Source organism: Streptomyces sp. NPDC086147, assembly GCF_040702165.1.
GTDB lineage: Bacteria > Actinomycetota > Actinomycetes > Streptomycetales > Streptomycetaceae > Streptomyces.
On the sequence record NZ_JBFBJO010000007.1, the window covers coordinates 100,191 to 120,517 of the forward strand.

Below are 20,327 nucleotides of genomic sequence, written 5' to 3' on the forward strand. Positions count from 1 at the left end.
GCTGCACGCGTCCTCCGGAGTCGTGTGCAGGGAAGCCGCCGAGGTATCCGAACCGAGCGGCAATCTGCTGGCCAAAACGCCTCGCACCCTCCACGATGGCCGTCGTGGACCGGTTGCAGGGCAGTGCTTGGCAGTACGTGGCGGAGGTGCTCCGCCCTGAGGATCTCCCGATGATCGCTGCGCACGCGCTAGTTGACGGGCACGACTCTCCTGCCCTGCGTGAGTTGGCCGGCCTGCCGCGCCGGAGCGATGCGACCGAGGTCCGTGAGCTGTACGTCCAGGCGTTGAGCGAGCTCGACGTGCCTCTTCCTGACGAGGAGACGGCCGGCCGACGTCTCCTCGTGAGCCTCGCGCTCAGCCTCGTGCATGGACTGCTGAGTCCCAAGGAAGTGGGCGACGGCCTCTCGATGACCGTCACGGCACGCACCCAGGAGGAGACGCAGTTCCTCTCTGTTGCAGCGGAGTACAGCGAATGGATGGAACCGGACGATCTCCCGGCATGGGAACGCGAGCTGCAATCGGTAGCCCACTTGTTGGCGGCTTTTACCGACCTTAGTTCCGGCATCCGTGTACCAGCTTCGCGACGCGACTGACCCCTTGATCTCGGCGCGCTCTCGTGCCAGATCCGTGCCAGAACGAGCGGTCAAACACGGACACCCGGAGCCCGTCGCGGGGTAAATGCCCGTCGAGAGACTCGTCGCCTGGCACGCGCGATGACCAGCGAGGACGTATCCACGCGTGGCGCCAGGCTTACAAAGCAGATATCAGCGCCGCCTGGTGGCTCCCCACGAGAGCCACACGGGAGCCAACGGACACGACACCGTCGGCCCCGCGGATGCTCGCGGACCGGCAGGGCTGATTCCACCAGCCCTACGACACACGGCGGGTGCTGCCTATGCCCCTCTTGCCTCACCCGCAAGGTGGTGCCAACTGGCTTCTGTCTAACAGGTAATCAAGTAACTCGTGTCTATTCCTCGTGTGCGAAGCCCAAGAACTGTTGGTGCGGCGTACGCTGCTCGTTCCATCTCCCCGCTACCCCTTGGGGCCGGTCCCGGTGTGTAGCATGAGTCAGTACAAGATGCTGCTTCGTGCGGGATATCGCAACGAAGAACTCCGACATCGCCTCGGTGGGTGCACTCCAGAAAAGCTGCTCCTCGACCCCGAGGACCACGACTTTCTCGAACTCCAAGCCCTTGCATTTATGGATGGTCAAGAACCGGATGGCGTCCACCTCTGAGAGGTGGCGGAGCGCTCGGGCGGCGTTCCCATCAATGGCAAGCTCCCGCTCAAAAGAATCAAGCACTTGTTCGATCAGATCGTCAAGCCGGGTACCTTGCTGGTACTCGGTTGACAGAGCCATCAGGGCCGGCCGTGAAATCAAGTTCAAGAACTCGTGGACGAGGCGCCGCCATGCAGTCGGATCTTCTGCGATGAAGGTTGGGCTGCGCACCAGCGCTCGAGCCTCTCCCACCATTCGCTTCAGCTTGCCATCGAAGCGTGATGCCTCCTGATCTAGCGCACTTGATCGAGTGGCGATCCTCATGAGTTCGGCGTATGCGTCGGGCTGTCTGTCATCGACAATGACGCGGATCAAGTTGAGTATGAGAGCGGCTACTGGTTCCGCTGTGAGATCCTGGCGGTCTTGTTCGTTACGAAACGGAATTCCGTGGGATCCGAGTTCTCTGCCAAGTGCTGCCGCGACTAGATGGGGTTGTTGGCGCACGAGGATGGCTATCTCGCTCGGCGCCGTGCCCTCCTGGAGCCAGCCGATGACTAGCTGCGTAATAGCCTGTGCCTCATCGTACTCAGTGTTGAAGGCGAGTACCTCGATGATGCCGTCGTCCCCCGTCAGCTCCCCGTAGGGGGTGACTGCCGCGGGGTCCATCTGCGCAATCATTCGGTTCTGCATGCGTCGCAGCCGGGGTGCTGAACGGAAGTTCTGATACAAGGGAAGCGGCCTGGCTGAAAAGTCCTCAGCGAAGGTTTGCATTACGCCGTCCAGGGCTCCGGCCCAGGCCATAATTCGTTGCTTAGTGTCACCGACTGCAGTCAGATGGGCAGTCGCGTGACCGAAAGCTGTCCTGATCAACCCGTACTGCTGTCTGGTGCAATCCTGGAACTCATCGAGAAATACGTGGCTATACGTCTGTCGAATTCCTCCTCTTGCGTAGGCGTTGGCCTCGATGATCTCCGACGCCAAGGGTACGAGGTCAGCGAAGGTGATCTGCTCACCCGCGATTCGGGTGTCAGCAATCCGATAGTCCGGGTTCAGAGCGTTGTACCCGGTTAGAGCGGGCCGAAAATTATCGATTATGCGTTTGGCGAAAGCGTGGAAGGTGAAGCTGTCGAACCTGGACGCGAGCCGAGGACCAGAGCGCAGTCGGACCCGCTCTCGCAGGTTGCGAGCAGCGTCGACTTTGAACGAAACCGCCAGGATCCTGCGTGGATAAGGGCATTGTCCGGAGCGCAGCAGGAAGTCTGCCCGTTGGGCAAGCAGCTCGGTCTTCCCCGCTCCAGGGCCAGCGGTAACGACCACGTTCCCGCCTAGCATTGTGACGGCTGACATCGCGTTTGGTTCAAGGGTAAGGCCGCCGACTGGGTGCCACTCATCGGGACGGATCATTCTGGCAGCTCCGCAAGGCTTGCGCGCACGTACTCGACCAATCGAGACAGTACCTTGGGCAAATTCTTCAGCAACTGCTCGTCATTCAGGCCAGCGAGGGCAGACAAGTGCGCGGCGGGCTTGCTACCAAGATCGAACCTATCGTGGTACGCGCTGAAGAGCGCGCGGACATTTTCGGGAAGGCGATTCTGGTTCGCATGACTTTTACCGAGCACAGCCACGATAGTGGCGTGGTCAGGCTCGGGCGACTCGCCTGCCTTAGCAGGTACGAAGTCGTAGGCCTCGGGATATGCCGCCAGGAGCATCAAGTCAAGGTCGACCGGATGAGAGAAGAAGACCCCTACCCGCTCCAGGTCCGCGACTGAACCGTACGAGCCAGTCCATCCGCCTTCAAGGAATGCAGGGAAGGCGCAGTCATCATTCCACTTGGGTAGTTTGTCGATCTCCTCCCGTGTAAAGGTTCCCGGGCGGACGACATTGACTTGTTTCAGCGCGTTGCGAACCCGCCCCCAGCCGCCCTGATAGCGGCCTGCGTCGAGGTCAAGCAGTGTCACGTGCGGGATCTGCAACTCGTTTAGGAGACGCCAGAAGTGATTGACATGCCGACCACCCAATGGGACCACTGAAACGGATGAGTCCTCCTCAGCGAGCCCGAAGGCTGCCAAGACGCGTGGCAAGACTACCTGCTCACTATCGCCCTCACCTAGCACAACGAACCGAGAAAAGTACAGCTCAGGGTAGGACTGCACTGCCTCGCGTACGTACTTGGCGGCCGATCCCTCGTCCTCACCCTCGGGCAGGACGATGCGGCGGACCGTCGTCTCTCGAATAGCGTTCAATCTCAGGAAGCAGATAGTGCTGGGATCGACGCGGCGCAGGAGGGCGGGCGCATGCGTAGCAATGAGGGACTGCACGTCACCGTGTGCGCAAGCGCTGCGTAGTTGGCGGATAATTCGACCGAGGTACTGCGGCGCGAGGCTGTTCTCAGGCTCCTCGAGGGCGATGACGGTGTGGACGGGCGGGCGCAGGCGGTCGGCGTCGACAGAGGTCTCCTCACCGCTAAGGACTCGCCGGGCGAAGGACTGCCAGGCGAGCACGAGCGAGATGTAGAGCAAGGACTTCTGTCCGTCACTGAGCCGCTCGTAAGGCAGTGGTGCCCCATCGTGCGTAGGCGAGAAAGACACGGTCAGCAGGCGCAACACGCCTTCCAGTTCACCTCGCCCGAAGGCGATCGATGGATTCTTGAAGTACGCGCCCTGGTGCAGTCCCTGCCACTCGCCGGCCAGCCGAAGCCCAATGCTCGCCACCGTGGCGTTCTCGATTAGCGATGCGGTGATCTGAGCAGTGAGGCCGCTCAGCGTCTTACGTTCTGCCGTCCAGTCAGCGGCTCGCAGGGCGCGTCCGATAAGCGATGCTGTCGTGTACGAGACATGGTCGGCAGGGTCCCTGCGGGCTGGGAGATAGTGCACCTCGATATGGCCACGGTCGTAGCGGGACATATTGGAGCAGCGAGTCGGCATACCCCTCTCGTCCTCCTCCAGCACGTACTCGATCTTTTCGTCGATGACACCATCCAGAGCCAGCGACGCTGTCAATCGAACGCGAGTGCGTGGAATGCCATCGGCGGTGTCGATCGCCATGTGCGAAAAGTTCGGCGGAATCGATGCATGTTGCCCGTCGGCTGCCGCTTCTGGGAACTCGATATCCACCTCCAGCCATAGCATGGGTTCCGCGGCTTGCAGCTCGCCTGTGGATTGGTCGAGAGGTACGTGGAAGTCCGTGAGGCGTATCTTGCGCTGAGCCTCCAGTGGACTGAATAGCCGCGACAGAGCCTCTAGGACGGCGGTCTTTCCTGAGCCGTTCGGGCCGAGAACATATGTCAGATCATCGAGAGCGATCGATGTCGGTTTCGAACCAAAAGACTGAAAGTTACTCAGTCGCAACGTCGTAATCTTCACTAGATCCACGCCCCCTGATCGCCATGCCGACCCAGGCATAGGGTATAGGTGGCATCGCTCGGTGTCCGCTAGTCGGCCGATCGTGCTTCGGGGCGGCTATAGAAGTCGACGTGCCCGGTTGGTATCAGTGGCGCAGTGCCCGAGCCCACGTCACCAGCGGGTGACGTCCAGCAACGCTTTTCGCGAAGGTGCAGCCTACTCGTGGACCGACAGGGCTCAGAATGCCAGTCATAGGCCGCTGACCTGGGGAGACTCATGATACGAACAGGGCTTCCGGAGCCGTTTGCCAGAGAAGCCCCCGGCAGATGCTGGAGGCTCCTTGATGGGGCAGGGAGGAACGGCCTCGACTTGAGGCCGCAGGAGGACGGCGTCCCCTAGCTACTGATGGACCTTGCCTGCGGAAGACGTTGACCGCGGCTCTCTGCCACACGTAGTACGTGGTCCAGGGCTTCTGCGAGGTCGGTGGATACGGCGCGTAGGTCTTCCGGGCTGACCTCTGACAGGTTCAGCACCTCGGTCGCGTGGTCGAGAGTCTCGGCTGCCAGGTTGAGGTAGGTCGCTTCGAGAGTGTCGGCCAGGTTGGAGAGGCGGCTCTCGTTGTCGTCGGTGCTCAGGAAGCACGGTTTGCCGTCTGGACCGGCCCAGGGCAGGAGTCGTAGTTCGTCGTGGGAGGTCACCTGTCGGTCTTCCCTTCCTTTGGTGCCGGGTGGCTGATGAATACTGCGTCTGCGTTGTCGCCGGGGAGGGCCAGGAGCGCAGCTTCGATCACGCGGCCTGTGGCGTCAGTGGCAACGCTCGTGATGGTGAGGACCGTCCGCGTCGGGCTGATGCGGAGAGCTGCTGATTCCTCCGGGGTAGGGAGGCGGGCAGTGACCGTCTCTCGGGTCTCCACCCAGCCTGCCGTTCGTCCGTTGGGCCATGAAGTGGAGTCGGGCTGCGAGACCGGCGCGAGGTAGCGCGGGATGTAGATGCGGGCCATGCTTCTGGGGTTCTCGCCCTCGTAGGTGGTGCAGTGGAACTCGGTCAGGGGGGTGTTCGCTGGTACCCGGAGCAAGGTGCGGAGGTGTCCGCGGGCGCGGAGGTTGGTCGTGCGGATGGTGGTCTGGAGGTCCGGGGAGAGCGGTATGCGGGCGCCGCTGGTATAGGTGATGCGGCGGAGCAGGGGGCGGACGAAGTTGCCCTTTCCGTGGCTCTTCTCGATGAGTCCCTCGGTCTGGAGGAGGGCCAGGGCCTGCCGGACGGTTGGGGTGCTGACCTTGTAGTGGGCCGCGAGCTTCGGTTCCGAGGGAAGGCGGTCGCCGGGCTTGAGGCGGCCGGCGGTGATCTGGGCGCGCAGGTCGTCGGCGATGGTGTCGCGGAGCGTGGGCATAGAGCGGTCACCACCTTCTGCGGACGCGGAGGGCGACCAGGCGGGTGCGGGGGTGCATCGTCAGTTGCTCGCCCGTTTCGAAGAGAAGGCGCTTTGATCCGAGGGGGAGTTGTCGGAGGTCGGTCACGCGGCAGGGCACACCGCCGATCTGGATGACATCGCCTCGCTGGACGTTGAGCGAGGTGATTTCGATGGGGGCGGCTACGGCAGCGTTCGGGACCCAGGGCCTCATGCCGTCGCCTCCGTGCGGGGCGCGTGAGTGGTCGGCGTGTGGCAGGGGCAGACGCACGCCTCGTAGGTGACGGGGATGTCGACCGGGGCCGTCGTCGGAGAGGAGTGAGCGCACTCGTGGTGCGTGCCGATTCGACATGCGGATGAGCGGTACGGGGGAGTCTTCGAATGGGGCATCAGATGGCCTCCGCGAACGTGAGGAGGCGTTCGACGGGCGGGACGTACGGTTGGACCAGGATGGTCTCCTCGCCGCGGATCGTGTCCGGACCGAACTGGATGCCGGGGGGTAAGGCCGTGTAGCGGCGGGGGTTTCGGGCGTGCCGTGCTCTGGTGGGCCGGAGCGCGCGACGGATACGGTTGAACATGCTGATCAGCTCCTATCGCTGATGGCCAGGTCCCCGGACGTCGCCTGTCGCGGGGACCGCTTTGTTCACGGCGGCCCAGAGGGTTCGGCCGCCCAGGCTGGTGGCGAGCAGGCCGAAGCGGTCTGCCTGTGCCAGGACTTCCAGGACCTCCCGCCATGTCTCGGCGGTGAGTGCCTCCGGTACCTCCGCTTCGATCGACGTGTGTCTGATGTGGTCCAGCACGCGTGTGGTGAGTCCCAGGGCGGACAGCCGGGCGGCGAGGACCTCCGCGCTTACTTCTGGAGCAGGCACAAGGCAGCCTCCGTTACCGGCGATCACTTTCAGTGAAGCTAGTTAACTAGATTAGAGCTAGTGGACTAGATTTTCCATATGCCTGAGCAGCCGCCATACCTCCGCATCGCCGACGAACTGCGGCGGCGGATCACGGAGCACGAGTGGACTCCTGGAGACCGGCTGCCCTCACGGGCCCAGATCGGCCAGGAGTGCGGGGTGGGCGAGAACGTCGTTCGCCGAGCCCAGGAGTTGTTGATCTCCCAGGGCGTGCTGGAGGGGCGGGCAGGATCCGGGACCTATGTGGCCGAGCCCCGGCAACGGGTGCGGATGGTGCGGTCCGCGGCGCGCGAGCAGCCGGACGGATCGCCGTTCCGGGCCGACATGAAGGCCGTCGGACGGAACGGCGGTTGGGAGAGCCGGACCGATGCGAAGGTGCCCGCGCCGGCGGAGATCGCTGCGCGGCTCGGGATCGGTGAGGGCGAGCTGTGCGTCCGGACCGTGTACGAGTTCCTCGCCGACGGGCGGCCCGTGCAGTTGTCAACGAGCTGGGAGCCGTACGACCTCACCGGTGGGACCCTTATCGTCCTCCCAGAGGGCGGGCCGCATGCCGGCGCCGGTGTCGTGAACCGGATGGCCGAGATCGGCGTCACCGTGAGCCATGCCGTCGAGCAGCCCGAGCCGCGTCAGGCCACCGCCGAGGAAGCGAGGAAGCATCGCTTCTTGGGATCCAGAAGGCCGCGCTTGTCACGCATATCCGGCGGACGTACTACAGCGACCAGGGACAGCCCGTGGAAACTGCGGACATCGTCGTGCCGGCCGCCCTGTGCGAGATCGTCTACGAGATCCCGATCAATCTCTGACGGAGCATTGCGCAAGGGGGATTCGTGGAATCACTTGGTCTTCTCATCGGTGGTCTGGTCTGGGGCGCACCCGCTGCCGCTCTCGTGACCTTGGTGGTCATGTCCGTCGTGGTGCGCCAGTGGCGGCGGAAGGCCATCGTGGCTCTGGAGAACGAAGAGCTGGAGGTGGACAGGCAGCGCATGTCCGGGCGGCCGGTCGCCACAACGGAAGAAGTCTGAACACATCCTTCGATGCGTGTGCTGTCGGCGTGCTGCTGTCCGCCGCGCTTGCGCCTCCCCCTTCTACGGCGAGCGCTGGAAGCATTCCCGCGTCCGGTGACGAAGGGGAACGGGATGGTTCAGCCGAAGTGCGGTGCTCCTACCCAGAGCGGAGGCCGCTGCCAGAACAAGGCGATCATGGGTACCTCGCGGTGCTCCAAGCACCAGGGGCCATGGTCCCCGTACGGGGTCGAGCAGCGGAAGAAGAAGGAAGCCGAAGCCAAGATGAAGAAGCTCCGGAAGAAGCGGTAGCGCGCCGCCGGGTCGGCCCGGCTGACATCCACGGGTGACATCAACGACGGTGGACGGGGACAGTCACCCCCGGACCGCCTCAGCAGCCGCCAGCAGTGCGCCTCCCTTACTCAGGACCGCCCGGCCGAACTTGTAAAGCGGGGGTCGTCGGTTCGAACCCGACAGGGGGCTCTGCGGGTGAAGGGTCGGTACGGGTGTGTTTTGCCTCACGCCGGCCCTTTCGCGTGCTGGGAGGGGCCGGAAGGCCGGTGAGTCCCAGGCCTGTGGCGTGGGTTCGATTCCCGTCGCCCGTTCTTCCGCGAGGCCCCGGGCTTCCGCCCCGAGGCCTCGTTGTGTTCCAGCCCCTGGGGTTACGTCGCAGCCCCCGCTCCGAGACTTCCGGCGCTGATGGCTCCCCGCAGGACGTGGGCGATCTCCTCGGGCTTTAGGTCGATGCCGTCGAGCCCTTCCACGGTCAGCGGGATCTCCTCCAGCGCGTACGCCCCGCGGCCCTCGGCGCTGAACTCGGGGCCGGTGCGGTCGTCGAAGGACCAGGTCGTGATGCGGGCGAGGTAGAAGAGCTGGCGCTCGTCGTCGGACTCCATCGTGTGGAGAAGGTGGGCGATGTCGGCCTTCCCGGGACGCGTCGCCGGGTTCGACGCCGCCGCCGGGCAGGACCCAGTACTCGGGGATGCCGGGCCTGGTGCGGCGGATGACCAGCATCGTGTCGTCGGGGGTGACGAGGACGGCGCGGACTCGTTCGATCATTTCGGTCTGTCTCCTTGCTTGTTGACGGGTTGTTTGTCGGCGGCCTCAGTGCAGCAGCCGGCCGCCGTCGACGTGGACGGACTGTCCCGTGATGCACGAGGCGGAGGGACCCGCGAGGAACGCCACCAGGGCCGCGACGTCCTCGGACCGGCCACGGCGCGGGACGCACTGGCGCCTGATCTGGTTCTCCGGTCGCGCGGGGTGCCGGGCGGGGAGGGCGTTCTCGGCCTCGACCTGGATGGCCCCGGGCAGGACCGTGTTGACACAGATCCCGTGCGGGCCCAGCTCGCGGGCGAGCGAGCGGGTCAGGCCGAGGAGTCCGGCCTTCGCGGTGCTGTACGTGACGAGGTTGGTCCGGCCGGCGCGGGCGTTGACGCTGCCGATGTTCACGATCCGGCCCCAGCGGCGTTCGATCATGCCGGGTGTGAGCGCGTGGCAGGTGCGGTAGTGGGCGGTGAGGTTCACGTCGAGGGAGTGGTTCCAGGCGGCTTCGTCGGTGTCCGGCCAGGCGACGCGGGGGTAGGAGCCGGCGTTGTTCACCAGGATGTCGACGGGGCCGATCTCGGCGCGGACGAGGTCGGCCATGGTCCGGACGGAGCTTGGGTCGGCCAGGTCGGCGTTCACCGTGATCCCGGGGCTGCCGATGCGCTCGAAGGCGGCGAGGAGGGCGTGGGCACCGGGGTCCCGGCCGAGGTGGTTGATCGCGACTGTCACTCCGGCGGCGCCCGCCCGCCCGATCTCGTTCCCGATGCCGGTGGCCCCGCCCGGGCCTGAACCAGCGCGAACGTCTGTAAACCGTACCCGCAGCTGAGAGGCATGCCAGGCCAAGGCATAGCCCGACCCGAGTTGCTTCGGGACGAAGAGGTCATCACCCGAGGTCTCACCGTCACACTTCCGCCGGCGCGACTTTCTCTGGTCGACGGAAGTACAGCGTTGTTGAGGCTGATCGAGGATGCGGCGAGACACACGCGTGCGTGGTCGGTCGCCGCGCCCGCCGTAGTGGCTGACTGCCGTCGGCGAGGGTCCGGGCAAGGCCATCGAGGGTGCCGACCGTCAGTCGAGCACGGCAGAGCTGGGCCGTCCCTGGGTCGCGCCTTGTCCCGTAGATCCATTGCGTTACGCTCCGCGCCATGGAGCTGAAGAAAGTGGCTACGCCGGTCCTCGTCGGCGCAGGCGGCATAGCCATGATCGCGGCAACGGGCGTGTGGGCGCTGTCGGGTGGGCTCTACGGCTGTACCGGAGCTGACCAAGAACTCGCGCCAACCCTGGCGTCCCTGTCCATCCTCGACGCACACCCGAGCCAGACACAGCCCCAGGACGAACGGTATTCCGGATGCGACGAAGATGACGGGTTCGCCTACGCGGGGCAGTATTACCGATATACGACATCCCGGGTTGGCGTGCTGTCCTTCTACCGCCAGGCCGCTGTAGAAGACGGTTGGCGACTCGAGAGCGCCAATCCTTCGCCGTCTCCGGCACCTGACAGCCTCGCGGTCGACACCTCAGCGCTCTGCTTCGAGAAGACCGTCGCGGGTACTACCGCCCACCTTGCTGTGTGGTTCCCCAGCGATCTCGGCGACAGCGCCGGCAATTACGGCCTGGACGTCACGGCCAGCCATGACGGATCTGCCTGGTGCTGATCCACTGTCGCCGTTTCGCTGTCCTTGCTCCGTAGCGAAGTGAGACATCAGCCGCGCCGAGAGCACAGATGACTGGCGGGATAGCCGCTGCGTACAGCAATGAAGTACAGCAACCCCAGCAACCGGCAACGTCCGCCACTGAGTCCCATTGGCCTCCCGGCAACCGGTAGGGCGAGCAATGCTCCATACCTGTGGATCAGCCCTGACGGAAGGAGGCGTACCTTCCCGATGGATCGATCGATAGGTCGTCAAGCAAGGCCGGCCCAACACTGGATCCGTCTGCGGACGACCAACCCGATCGAGTCCACGTTCGCCACCGTCCGGCTGCGGACCGAGGTCACCCGTGGTGCCGGCTCCCGCACTGCAGACCTGACGATGGTCTTCAAGCTTGCTGAGTCCACCCAGGCCCGGTGGCGGGCCGTGAACGCGCCCCACCTCGTCGTCCTCGTCCGCGCCGGAGCCCGCTTCGAGCGCGGCCACCTCGTCGAACGTCCCGAAGCCCGCGCGGCATGAGTGATCGCAACCGATCCGCAGAACGCCACCCATGGATCCGGGTCACGGGCGCGGGAAGCGGGCGCGCGGGGCGTCGATGCAGGTGTCCCGGGACGTGGGTCCGCCGAACCGAAGACGGTCGTAGGCCGTGAACGCCGGTTCCAGCGTGTCGAGTTCGTCGACCAGTGCGTGCAGCCGCTCAGACCACCGTGCTGAACCGGCATCCGTCTCGTTCGCTGCGGCGCTGATCGCTGTCGTCAGATAATCTTTGCGCTGAATGGCGGCCGGGGTCACCGAGCGCAGGCACACGTACTGTCCGCTGAGATACGCATTCCACTCCGCCTTCCCGGTGATCGGGTCGGCCCAGTGAGCGGTGAACCACGCTTCGAGCAGCTCTACGCCGCCGGCTTCGCCGGCGAGAGCGAACAGGTCGGCCGGCACCATCTCGGCACCGTCGGAGCGCAGATATCCCGGAAGCGGCAGATGCCGCCCCAGCATCAGCCGGCGGACCGCATCGGCATCACGGCCATGAATCGCGCACAGTTCCTCCAGGGCAACGAACTGCGCGCTGACGTATGCGTCATCGGTATCGGTCATCGGATGGTCGCCGTTGACTTCGCGGAATCGCCCGGCGAGCTGCCGCTTCAGATCTGTCTCCGACATCGGGTCGCCTCCGGCTTTCACCGGCGCGGGCATCTCCCGCACAGGACTCGGCACGCTACCGGCCGGACGGTTCGGCACTCACCGAACCATCGACGGAACCACGACAGCACGAGGGCACCTCGCCCTCGCTCCGCCCACCGATCCACAGCTCTTGACAATTACTCCCAAGGAAGAGCGCGAAGTCGAGAACCGCCTTCGCCGGGAGGTGGGCGGGGCGGGCCGCCCGGAGTCGCTTCGCAGGTCTCTTGTACGGTCCCCGGCAAGGGGGCGCCATGCGTGATCAGGGCTGGGACGACGACAGCGAGTACAGGTCGGCCGTGAGGCGTACGCGGGTCATGATGGCGGTCGCGTTGATCGTGACCCTGTTGGTGGTCGGGATCGTGGCTGTCGGCATCTTCGGCGTATCCCTGTTCCTGGATCTCGTGGAGGATCTCGGTCGATAGCCGTGATCTCCCGGGCCCGTAGGTGCCGGTACGGCCCGACCCGGCCGGTTCGGTCGGGGGCCGGGTCAGAAGGGGTGTCGCTCCCCATGGGCGTCGAGCGCGTCGGTGTAGCGCTGGAGTTTCTCCCCGAGGTCCTGTTGGAGGAGGGCCGCCGCCCGGCGCGCCTCCTCCAGGTCGCCGGCGGCGCAGAGTTCGACGAGTTCGGTCACGTCGGCGGCGAGGGTGCTCAGGGTGTCGCCCTGGACCAGGAGGCCCGGGAAGCGGCGGCCCGGCAGGCGTACCACGGCGTCGTTGCCGCCGTCGGTGAACAGCTCTGCTTCCACTCGCTCCATGTCGGGCCTCCGCCTCGGGTCGCGTCTTGTGCGGTCTCGTACAGGACCTCAAGCAGTATCAGCGGGTGAAGTAAGTGTGCGCGTCGCAAAGCCGGGCATCGCGGAAGTCGGCCGCGTGCAGGTGGGCGCCGTCCCGGGGTACCGTCGGCTTCGGCTGCAATCCCGGTGCTGCAACGACGGGCGATCGAGGGGCGGAAGACCGGGAGTTCCCGTTGCTCGCGCCCGTACCGAAGACGCTCGTACCGAAGACGCTCGTACCGAAGACATAGAAACCGGAAGGCTCCTCCATGGTGGCGGCGATCGTTCGTGAGTGGCACGACGAGGAGGGGTGGGGGGTGCTCGACTCGCCCGAGACGCCCGGTGGGTGCTGGGGGCACTACTCCCACATCGAGACGGACGGGTTCCGCACGCTGGCGCCCGGGCAGCGGGTCGATCTCACCTGGGAGGCTCCCGGCTTCAAGCAGGACGGGTACGACTACCGCGCGGTGGGGGTCGTTCCTCGGCGTGATTGACGGGCATGGCTGATGTTCTCGGCCGGTGTTCTCGGGTGTGGGGGACCGTTGTCCTTCACGGTCCCCCCGGTCCGGCGGTGCGTTTCGTTGGTGGGGAGAGGGGTTACTTCCTCCCGCGGTTCTTCACCACGAACGCGACCAGGACGATGACGGCGATTCCGACCAGGAGCCAGATCGGTATGCCGCCGAGTCCCTTGTAGGCCAGTACGGTCGGGTCGATGTTCGGTTGCACGGGAACTCCCTCCGAAGGGTTTCGTGTCGGTGTGTCAGCCGGTGGCTTCCCCGTAGGCCTGTTCCGTCGCCTCGCCGACCGCCATGCCTCCGACGGCGCAGGGCACGGCTCCCGCACCGCCGGTCAGGTAGGTGCAGCCCGCGGTGAAGCCCTTGTCGGCGGCGAAGCTGAGTGCCGTTCCGGCGGCGGACTCGTAGTCCCCGCTCGCCACCTGGCCGGCGAACTCGCCGACGGCGATGACGTCGCCGACGGTGCCGACCGTGTCCATCACGCCGCCGAGGCTCAGGGTGCCCCGGGGGTCGATGCGGTTGACGGGGTCGCCGAGCTTGACGCGCTCGCTCTGGTCGGTGGAGCCGTACTGCCCGGCATAGGTCCTGCCGCCCACGGTGAGCGAGGTCATCTGCGAGTGGTCCGACCACTTGACGGCGGTGCGGGCCTCCTCGGGGGTGGAGGCGCCGGCGGTCTCGTTGCCCACCTTGTCGTAGGACCAGCTGGCGGTGGAGCCGTTCTTCGCGGTGATCTGCTGGGTGTCGTCGACCGTGTAGGTGGTGCCGCGGGGGCAGCCGGGGTCCACGCCCTGGGAGTGAGGTTTCCGGCCAGGTCGTAGCAGTACTGCCAGGACGAGGCGAGCACGCTGCCCTTCTTCTCCTCGGCGTAGAAGAAGCGGCCCGCGTCGTCGTAGGTGTAAGCGGTCGTCGTGCCGGCGACCGCGTCCGTGCGGGTGCGGATCTTCGCCCCGTCGGTGCCCGCCCTGCTGTAGGAGTGGACGAGGTCGACCAGGGTGCCCTTGGGCGAGCTGGCCCTGATCCGCTCGGGCCGGCCGGACTCGTCGACGGTGACCTCCTGGACGGTGCCGCCCGGGTACGTGGTCCTCGTGCGGACGTCGTTGTCGTCGTAGGCGTACTTCGTGATTTTGCCGGTGGGGTCCTTCAGCTCGCTGAGGCCGTTGACCGCGTTCCAGGTGTAGTCGGTGACGCCGGCCGGGTCCTCGTAGGTGTCGACGTTGCCCGCGGGGGTGTACGTCAGCCGGGTCTGCGAGCCGTTCTGGAGGGTGCGCACGGTCTCGCGCGACAGCGGGTCGAAGTCGTACCGCGTCACGCCGGTCCCGTCCGACCGCTGCTTCAGGTTCCCGTCGCCGTCGTAGGAGTAGGTCACCGTGGCGTAGTTGGAGGTGTCGACCCTGGTGATCCGGTCCCGCTCGTCGTACTCGTACGTGACGGTGACGCCCCGGCCGTCCTTGGCGCTCACGGGCCGTCCGAGCGCGTCGTACCGGTAGGTCGTGACGCCGAGCGGCGCGGGCGGGACGACCTTGGTCAGGTTGCCCTGCGCGTCGTGGGTGAAGGACGTCGAGACCGACTTCGTCGAGGACATCCTGGTGGTGACCTTGCAGCGTTGTCCTTCGAACCCGCCGCACGTCGGCGCGGCCGGGTTGTGGTCGAAGGTCCGGCTGCCGCCGCCGGATCCGGTGACCGCGACCGACGTGGTGTTCCCGACGGCGTCGTACGTGTAGTCGGTCTTCTCCCCGTCCATGGTCTTCATGGAGCCGGGGAGGTCCGCGCCCGACAGGGTCTGGTACTGCGAGATGCTCGCCGTGGCGCCCGTCGGGAGCATGGCGGAGGTGGGGTTGGAGCGCGCGTCCCAGCCGTAGGTGGTGACGTTGCCGCCGGCGCCGCCCGTGCCCATGGCGTCGGTGGCGGTCTGCACGTTGTTGTTCGCGTCGTACGACGTGGAGCGCGTGTGGCCCAGCGCGTCGACGACCTCGGTGATCCGGCCCTGGTCGTCGTGCTTGTGCTTCGTGGCGATCTTCCGGACCGGTGTGGAGTTTCCGTGTGCAGGCGCTCCGCCGTCCGGGACACTTGGGCGTACGGGGGTGTTCACGTGGCACGGGATGTTTTCGGGGAGGGGTGCGCGCATGGGGCGGCGTTCCGGGGGGCTGATCGGGATCTGGGCCGAGCAGCAGAGGGTGGCGCAGCGGCAGCGGGAGGGGCAGCAGCAGGCCGTGGTGCGGCAGCGGCGGGAGGCCGAGCGGCAGCAGCGGGCGTACGAGCGGGACGTGTCCCGGATGCAGCGGGAGCAGCGGGCCGCCTACCGGCGGCACCGGGACGCCGACGCCCTGCGGAAGACCCGCGAGATCGACGAGCGGGTCGCCGCGCTCGAAGGGCTGCTCGCCGCCGGGTGCCGGGCGCCCGCCTTCCGGGTGGAGTCGCTGCGGCGGGCCGAGGAGGTCGAGCCGTTCGCGCCCGGGACCCTCGCGCAGCCCGTGCCCCTGCCCGACCAGCGGCACTACTCCGGGCGCGACGGGCGGGCGCGGTTCGAGCGGGACTGGTACGCCGCGCAGGCCGCCGAGGCGCGGCGCCTGGAGTCGCTCGCCGCGTACCGGAGGGAGTATGACGCCTGGGCCGCCGCCCGGATCACCGAGATCCGCGCGTACAACCGGGGGGTCGCCGGGACCGGCGAGGCCCTCGCCGGCGGTGACGCCGAGACCGTCGTCGACTACTTCTCCGCCGTGCTCTTCTCCTCCACCGGCTGGCCCGACGGCTTTCCGCGCGAGGTCTCCGCCGCGTACGACCGGGGCGGGCGCGGGTTCGTCCTCGACTGGGACCTGCCCGGCTACGAGGTCGTCCCCGAGACCAAGGGCGTCAAGTACCTGCCGAGCACCGACCAGGAGAAGGAGGTCGCCCGGCCCGTCACGCAGCGGCGGGCGCTGTACCGGAGCGTCCTCGCCCAGAGCGTGCTGCTCGCCGTGCGGGAGCTGTTCGCCGCCGACCGCTTCGGGGCCCTGGAGTCCGTCGCCCTCAACGGGTACGTGGGCGGCGTCGACCCGGCCACCGGGCTCGCCTCCCGGGTGTGCGTCGCCTCCGTCGTGGTGGGCCGGCGGGACTTCGACCGGCTCAACCTCGAACTCGTCGCCGCCGTCGACTGCCTGACCGGCGCGCTCGCCGGGCGCCTCTCTGGGAAGCCCGAGGAGCGGGTCGCCGTCGCCCCGTTCCGCACGCCCGACCAGGTCGGGGGCGACGTCGTCGTGCAGGGGGACGGGGAGGAGCCCGACCTGCTCTCCATGGACCCCATCGCCTTCGAGGGGCTCGTCGCCGAGCTCTTCCGGGCCCGCGGGCTCCAGGCCGTCACCACCCGCCGCTCCAACGACGGCGGGGTCGACGTCGAGGCCCTCGATCCCGACCCCATCAGCGGCGGCTCGATCGTCGTCCAGGTCAAGCGGTACCGGAACACCGTCCCGCCGTCCGCCGTGCGCGACCTCTACGGGACCGTGCAGGGCGCCGGCGCCAACAAGGGCGTCCTCGTCACCACCTCGAAGTTCGGGCCCGGCTCCTACACCTTCGCCAACGGCAAGCCCCTGACGCTGATCTCCGGGACCGAACTCGTCGACCTGCTGCGGCAGCACGGGCTGCGGGGGCGGCTGGGTGCTCCCGGGGCGGGGACGTCGTCCGGGGCGGCGGCCCGACCCGCTCCGGAGACCGCACCCGACGAGGACTTCAACCTCCTAGGGATGGTGTGGCGGGGCTCCGTCGCCCTCGACGTCTGCGCGCTCGTCTGCGAAGGCGGCCGGGTCCTCGGGGACGACTGGTTCGTCTTCTACAACAACCCCGCCACGCCCGACGGTTCCGTCGCCATGGTGACCGCCGCCCCCGGCGACCGCGCCGCCGTGCGCGTCGGGTTCGACGCCCTTCCCGCCCGGGCCGACCGGCTCGTCCTCGTCGCCGCCGTTGACCCCGAGGTCAATCCGGACGCCGACCTCCGCGGGTTCACCGAGGCCGGGATACGGCTCCGGGACGGCTCGGGCGGCGAGCTCGACCGGCTCGACGTGTCCGACGGGCGGGACGGCGAGACCGCCCTCGTCCTCGGGTCGTTCCGGCGACGGGCCGGGGGCGACTGGGACTTCGTGATCGGGGGGAAGGGGTACGTCGGCGGGCTCGGGGAGCTGGTGGGGGACTTCGGCATCGAGGTGCGGTGAGGTCCGCCCTTCGAGGGCCCGTCCGTCCGTCTACCTCCCGCTCAACCTGTTCGCCAGCACCGCCACCCTGTCCGTCCGCGCCGAGTGCCCCAGCGCCTCGCGCCGGTCCGCGCCCCGGAACGCCGCGTACATGGTCTGCACGCCGAGCCAGCGCAGCGGCTCCGGTTCCCACTTGCGGACCTTGTGGCCGACCCAGGGGAGGGCCGTGAGGTCGGTCGGGCCCGACTGGCCGGAGTCCTGTCGGATCAGGTCGCGCAGGGTGCGGGCGGCGAGGTTGGCGGTGGCGACGCCCGAGCCGACGTAACCGCCCGCCCAGCCCAGGCCCGTGGAGCGGTCGAGGGTGACCGTCGCGCACCAGTCGCGCGGGACGCCGAGCACGCCGGACCAGGCGTGGTCCACCCGTACCCCCGCGAGCTGCGGGAAGAAGCGGACCAGGATCTCGCGCAGGGCCTCGATCGTCTGCGGCCGGGTGCGTCCGTCGTTGTCGGTCTTCGAGCCGAAGCGGTACGGGACGCCCCGGCCGCCGAGCGCGATCCGGCCGTCGGCGGTGCGCTGGGCGTACATGTACGCGTGCGCCATGTCGCCGAGCGTCTCGCGGCCCTCCCAGCCGACGGACTCCCACTGCGCGTCGGTGAGCGGCTCGGTGGCGATCATCGAGGAGTTCATGGGGAGCCAGGCGCGGCGCTGCCCGGCGAGGGAGGCGGTGAAGCCCTCGGTGCAGCGCAGCACGTACGGGGCGCGGACCGTGCCGTACGGGGTGACCGCGTGCTTCGGCCTGATCTCCGTCACCGGCGTCGACTCGTGGATCGTGACCCCCAGCGCCTCGACCGCCGCCGCGAGCCCCTTCACCAGCTTCACCGGGTGCAGGCGGGCGCCGTGCGGGGTCCAGGAGGAGCCGACGGCGCCGGTCACGCGGACGCGCGCGGCGGTCTCGCGGGCCCCGTACAGCACGCGGTCGGTCTCGCCGAACGCGAGCTCGGCCGCGTGGAAGTCCTTGAGGCGGGCGAGCTGGGCGGGGGAGAGGGCGACTTCGAGGACGCCGCCCCGGTGCACGCCGGCGTCGATCTTCTCCCGCTCGCAGACGTCGACGACCTCGGCGACCGTGGCGTTCATGGCCTGCTGGAGGCGGACGGCCGCCTCGTGGCCGTGCAGCTTCGCGTAGCGGTCGCGGCCGGCGATGCCGTTGTAGAGCCAGCCGCCGTTGCGCCCGGAGGCGCCGTACCCGCAGAACTTCGCCTCCAGGACCGTGATGTCGAGGAAGGGCACGGCCTTCTTCAGGTAGTACGCGGTCCACAGGCCGGTGTAGCCGCCGCCCACGATGCAGACGTCGGCGGTGGTGTCGCCGGGGAGCGGCTCGCGGGGGGCGGGGGCGCCCTCCTGCGCGTACCAGAACGAGATGCCGCCGTTGACCGTGCTCATGTGTACCCCTGGATTCGGAATGCGTGGGCGGGACGTTACCCCGGCCCTCCGGCCCGTGGGTACGGCTGACGTGGCGAGGGATTCCGCGCCGGACCCGACACCGTGTACGCCGTCTAGGCTCGGCGGCATGATCCACGTACCGGAGGAACTCGCGCGGTCGCAGGCGAAGTACAACGGTGAGGCGGGGCGGGCGTTCGTCGCCGGACTGCCCCGGGCGGCCGGGGAGTTCCTCGACCGGTGGGGGCTGCGGGTCACCGGGCCCTCGATGTACGGGATGGCCTCGCTGGTCCTTCCGGTGGAGCGGCGCGCGGACGGCGTGCCCGCCGCCCTCAAGATGCAGATCCTCGACGAGGAGACCGAGGGCGAGCCGGTCGGCCTGCGCGCCTGGGACGGGGCGGGGGCCGTACGGCTCCTCGACCACGACCCCGCCACCGGGACCATGCTCCTGGAGCGCCTGGACGAGGCCCGGCCGCTGTCGTCCCTCGCGGACACCCGGGAGGCGATGCGGACCGTCGCGGGCCTCCTCGCCCGGCTCACGGCCGTCCCCGCGCCGCCGGGCCTGCGGACGCTCGGCGGCATCGCGGCCGGGATGCTCGCGGAGGTGCCCGGGGCCGCCGCCCGGCTCGGCCCGGAGGACGCGGCGGTCCTGCGGGACTGCGCGGCGGCGGTACGGGAGGTGGCGGGCGAACCGGGCGACCGGCTGCTCCACTGGGACCTGCACCTCGGGAACGTCCTGGCCGCCGCGCGCGAGCCCTGGCTGTCGATCGACCCCAAGCCGCTCGCGGGCGACCCCGGCTTCGACCTCCTCCCGGCGCTCGTGGACCGCTTCGACCCGGACCCGGCCGAGGTGCTGTGGCGGTTCGACCTGCTCGCCGAGGTCGTCGGGGACCGGCGGCGCGCGGTGGCGTGGACGCTGGGCCGGGTCCTCCAGAACGGCCTGTGGGACGTCGAGGACGGCGAACCGTCCCTGGACGCCGAGCAGGTCGCGGTCGCGCGGATCCTGCGGGAGCGGCGGGGGTGACGTCGGCGGGCCCGACGCCGGTCGGCCCGACGCCGACGGGGGCTGACTTCGGAGGGCCCGACCCCGACCGGCCCGACGGACCCGAGCCCGGCCCCGACCGCCCCGCCCCCGTCCGCCAGGTCCAGGACGTGGATTCCGCTGGTCACGGAGGCCCCGCGCGGGGCACCCTGGCCCCATGATCCGTACCGTCACCCCCGCCGACGTCCCCGTCGTCCACGCCCTGATCCGCGACCTCGCGGAGTACGAGAAGGCCCTCGACGAGGTCCGCACCACCCCCGAACAGCTCCACGAGGCCCTCTTCGGCGAGCGGCCCGCCGCCTTCGCGCTCCTCGCGGAGGACGAGGCCGGCGAGCCGGTCGGCTTCGCGCTCTGGTTCCTCAACTTCTCGACCTGGCGCGGGGTCCACGGCATCTACCTGGAGGACCTGTACGTCCGTCCGGAGGCGCGCGGCGGCGGCCACGGCAAGGCCCTGCTGCGCGAGCTCGCCCGGATCTGCGTCGAGCGCGGCTACGAGCGCCTGGAGTGGTCCGTCCTGAACTGGAACAAGCCCTCGATCGACTTCTACGAGTCCCTGGGCGCCCGTCCGCAGGACGAGTGGACGGTCTACCGGCTGACGGACGGGGCCCTGGCGGCGCTCGGCGGTGCGCCGGGAGTGTAGGAAAGGGAC

20 protein-coding genes, 1 tRNA gene and 3 pseudogenes are annotated in these 20,327 nt (G+C 68.2%); 10 read left to right on the top strand and 14 right to left on the bottom strand.

The features are described 5' to 3' along the window. Positions 1–104 precede the first annotated feature (104 nt). A complete protein-coding gene (locus AB0398_RS17760; RefSeq protein WP_366376072.1) occupies positions 105–593 on the top strand; it encodes a hypothetical protein in 489 nt (162 codons plus the stop codon). A 374-nt stretch (positions 594–967) separates the two neighbouring features. Here AB0398_RS17760 and AB0398_RS17765 read toward each other — a convergent pair whose 3' ends face one another. The 6 genes from AB0398_RS17765 to AB0398_RS17790 all read right to left on the bottom strand — a co-directional run bounded on the left by AB0398_RS17765 (position 968) and on the right by AB0398_RS17790 (position 6,837). After that, positions 968–2,623 (bottom strand): ATP-dependent helicase, encoded by a 1,656-nt coding sequence (locus AB0398_RS17765; RefSeq protein WP_366376073.1) that lies wholly within the window; start codon positions 2,621–2,623, stop codon positions 968–970. After that, positions 2,620–4,590: an AAA family ATPase gene (locus AB0398_RS17770; protein ID WP_366376075.1), complete on the bottom strand. Its 1,971-nt coding sequence runs from the start codon at positions 4,588–4,590 to the stop codon at positions 2,620–2,622. The genes AB0398_RS17765 and AB0398_RS17770 overlap by 4 nt, the downstream gene beginning before the upstream one ends. Before the next feature lie 365 nt (positions 4,591–4,955). Further along, positions 4,956–5,258, bottom strand: coding sequence for a hypothetical protein (locus tag AB0398_RS17775; RefSeq protein WP_366376077.1), 303 nt, complete (start codon positions 5,256–5,258; stop codon positions 4,956–4,958). Next, positions 5,255–5,950: a GntR family transcriptional regulator gene (locus tag AB0398_RS17780; protein WP_366376078.1), complete on the bottom strand. Its 696-nt coding sequence runs from the start codon at positions 5,948–5,950 to the stop codon at positions 5,255–5,257. The genes AB0398_RS17775 and AB0398_RS17780 overlap by 4 nt, the downstream gene beginning before the upstream one ends. A gap of 407 nt (positions 5,951–6,357) precedes the next feature. After that, positions 6,358–6,546 (bottom strand): hypothetical protein, encoded by a 189-nt coding sequence (locus tag AB0398_RS17785; RefSeq protein WP_366376080.1) that lies wholly within the window; start codon positions 6,544–6,546, stop codon positions 6,358–6,360. A gap of 12 nt (positions 6,547–6,558) precedes the next feature. Next, positions 6,559–6,837: a hypothetical protein gene (locus tag AB0398_RS17790; RefSeq protein ID WP_366376422.1), complete on the bottom strand. Its 279-nt coding sequence runs from the start codon at positions 6,835–6,837 to the stop codon at positions 6,559–6,561. Positions 6,838–6,915: 78 nt separating this feature from the next. On the opposite strand from AB0398_RS17790, the pseudogene AB0398_RS17795 reads away from it, so the two are divergent. The 3 genes and pseudogenes from AB0398_RS17795 to AB0398_RS17805 all read left to right on the top strand — a co-directional run bounded on the left by AB0398_RS17795 (position 6,916) and on the right by AB0398_RS17805 (position 8,360). Next, positions 6,916–7,679 (top strand): annotated as a pseudogene (locus AB0398_RS17795) (GntR family transcriptional regulator). Positions 7,680–7,703: 24 nt separating this feature from the next. After that, complete coding sequence (locus AB0398_RS17800; protein WP_366376082.1) at positions 7,704–7,898, top strand: hypothetical protein; 195 nt, start codon at positions 7,704–7,706, stop codon at positions 7,896–7,898. 390 nt (positions 7,899–8,288) lie between these two features. Next, positions 8,289–8,360: transfer RNA gene (locus AB0398_RS17805), tRNA-Tyr, on the top strand. A gap of 179 nt (positions 8,361–8,539) precedes the next feature. Here AB0398_RS17805 and AB0398_RS17810 read toward each other — a convergent pair. After that, positions 8,540–8,936 (bottom strand): annotated as a pseudogene (locus AB0398_RS17810) (NUDIX domain-containing protein). Positions 8,937–8,981: 45 nt separating this feature from the next. Then, positions 8,982–9,743 (bottom strand): SDR family NAD(P)-dependent oxidoreductase, encoded by a 762-nt coding sequence (locus AB0398_RS17815; protein ID WP_366376423.1) that lies wholly within the window; start codon positions 9,741–9,743, stop codon positions 8,982–8,984. Between the two features lie 323 nt (positions 9,744–10,066). Here AB0398_RS17815 and AB0398_RS17820 point away from each other — a divergent pair, with 323 nt between their 5' ends. After that, a complete protein-coding gene (locus tag AB0398_RS17820) occupies positions 10,067–10,576 on the top strand; it encodes a hypothetical protein (protein WP_366376083.1) in 510 nt (169 codons plus the stop codon). A gap of 258 nt (positions 10,577–10,834) precedes the next feature. Further along, a pseudogene (locus AB0398_RS17825) lies at positions 10,835–11,089 on the top strand (IS256 family transposase); the annotation flags it as partial. Positions 11,090–11,131: 42 nt separating this feature from the next. Here the strand turns inward: AB0398_RS17825 and AB0398_RS17830 are convergent. Further along, on the bottom strand, positions 11,132–11,731 hold the full coding sequence (locus tag AB0398_RS17830) for a DUF6058 family natural product biosynthesis protein (RefSeq protein WP_366376085.1): 600 nt from the start codon (positions 11,729–11,731) through the stop codon (positions 11,132–11,134). A gap of 508 nt (positions 11,732–12,239) precedes the next feature. After that, entirely contained in the window at positions 12,240–12,506 is a 267-nt protein-coding gene (locus tag AB0398_RS17835) for a hypothetical protein (protein WP_366376087.1), read from the bottom strand. Between the two features lie 287 nt (positions 12,507–12,793). On the opposite strand from AB0398_RS17835, the gene AB0398_RS17840 reads away from it, so the two are divergent. Continuing rightward, the gene (locus AB0398_RS17840; protein WP_366376089.1) at positions 12,794–13,018 is read left to right on the top strand and encodes a cold shock domain-containing protein; all 225 of its coding nucleotides are present in this window, start codon (positions 12,794–12,796) and stop codon (positions 13,016–13,018) included. Positions 13,019–13,121: 103 nt separating this feature from the next. Here the strand turns inward: AB0398_RS17840 and AB0398_RS17845 are convergent, their stop codons facing one another. The 3 genes from AB0398_RS17845 to AB0398_RS17855 are packed head-to-tail and all read right to left on the bottom strand — an operon-like array spanning position 13,122 to position 15,128. After that, on the bottom strand, positions 13,122–13,250 hold the full coding sequence (locus AB0398_RS17845; RefSeq protein ID WP_366376091.1) for a hypothetical protein: 129 nt from the start codon (positions 13,248–13,250) through the stop codon (positions 13,122–13,124). Positions 13,251–13,284: 34 nt separating this feature from the next. Beyond that, the gene (locus AB0398_RS17850) at positions 13,285–13,725 is read right to left on the bottom strand and encodes a hypothetical protein (protein ID WP_366376092.1); all 441 of its coding nucleotides are present in this window, start codon (positions 13,723–13,725) and stop codon (positions 13,285–13,287) included. Further along, entirely contained in the window at positions 13,647–15,128 is a 1,482-nt protein-coding gene (locus AB0398_RS17855; RefSeq protein WP_366376094.1) for a hypothetical protein, read from the bottom strand. The genes AB0398_RS17850 and AB0398_RS17855 overlap by 79 nt, the downstream gene beginning before the upstream one ends. Positions 15,129–15,162: 34 nt before the next feature. Here AB0398_RS17855 and AB0398_RS17860 point away from each other — a divergent pair, with 34 nt between their 5' ends. Continuing rightward, the gene (locus tag AB0398_RS17860; protein ID WP_366376096.1) at positions 15,163–17,220 is read left to right on the top strand and encodes a restriction endonuclease; all 2,058 of its coding nucleotides are present in this window, start codon (positions 15,163–15,165) and stop codon (positions 17,218–17,220) included. 30 nt (positions 17,221–17,250) lie between these two features. Here AB0398_RS17860 and AB0398_RS17865 read toward each other — a convergent pair whose 3' ends face one another. Continuing rightward, positions 17,251–18,639, bottom strand: a complete 1,389-nt coding sequence (locus AB0398_RS17865) for an FAD-dependent oxidoreductase (protein WP_366376098.1) — start codon at positions 18,637–18,639, stop codon at positions 17,251–17,253. A gap of 127 nt (positions 18,640–18,766) precedes the next feature. Here AB0398_RS17865 and AB0398_RS17870 point away from each other — a divergent pair, with 127 nt between their 5' ends. Both AB0398_RS17870 and AB0398_RS17875 read left to right on the top strand, forming a co-directional pair. Continuing rightward, positions 18,767–19,660, top strand: a complete 894-nt coding sequence (locus tag AB0398_RS17870; protein WP_366376100.1) for an aminoglycoside phosphotransferase family protein — start codon at positions 18,767–18,769, stop codon at positions 19,658–19,660. Between the two features lie 175 nt (positions 19,661–19,835). Further along, positions 19,836–20,318 carry a GNAT family N-acetyltransferase gene (locus tag AB0398_RS17875; RefSeq protein WP_366376101.1) on the top strand — a complete coding sequence of 161 codons (483 nt, stop codon included), beginning with the start codon at positions 19,836–19,838 and terminating at the stop codon, positions 20,316–20,318. Positions 20,319–20,327 lie beyond the last annotated feature (9 nt).

Coding starts and splice junctions, on each gene's coding strand:
- AB0398_RS17860 (WP_366376096.1), top strand. CDS start 15,163: ATGGGGCGGCGTTCCGGGGGGCTGATCGGGATCTGGGCCGAGCAGCAG.
- AB0398_RS17865 (WP_366376098.1), bottom strand. CDS start 18,639: ATGAGCACGGTCAACGGCGGCATCTCGTTCTGGTACGCGCAGGAGGGC.
- AB0398_RS17870 (WP_366376100.1), top strand. CDS start 18,767: ATGATCCACGTACCGGAGGAACTCGCGCGGTCGCAGGCGAAGTACAAC.
- AB0398_RS17780 (WP_366376078.1), bottom strand. CDS start 5,950: ATGCCCACGCTCCGCGACACCATCGCCGACGACCTGCGCGCCCAGATC.
- AB0398_RS17820 (WP_366376083.1), top strand. CDS start 10,067: ATGGAGCTGAAGAAAGTGGCTACGCCGGTCCTCGTCGGCGCAGGCGGC.
- AB0398_RS17830 (WP_366376085.1), bottom strand. CDS start 11,731: ATGTCGGAGACAGATCTGAAGCGGCAGCTCGCCGGGCGATTCCGCGAA.
- AB0398_RS17835 (WP_366376087.1), bottom strand. CDS start 12,506: ATGGAGCGAGTGGAAGCAGAGCTGTTCACCGACGGCGGCAACGACGCC.
- AB0398_RS17875 (WP_366376101.1), top strand. CDS start 19,836: ATGATCCGTACCGTCACCCCCGCCGACGTCCCCGTCGTCCACGCCCTG.
- AB0398_RS17765 (WP_366376073.1), bottom strand. CDS start 2,623: ATGATCCGTCCCGATGAGTGGCACCCAGTCGGCGGCCTTACCCTTGAA.
- AB0398_RS17840 (WP_366376089.1), top strand. CDS start 12,794: ATGGTGGCGGCGATCGTTCGTGAGTGGCACGACGAGGAGGGGTGGGGG.
- AB0398_RS17785 (WP_366376080.1), bottom strand. CDS start 6,546: ATGTTCAACCGTATCCGTCGCGCGCTCCGGCCCACCAGAGCACGGCAC.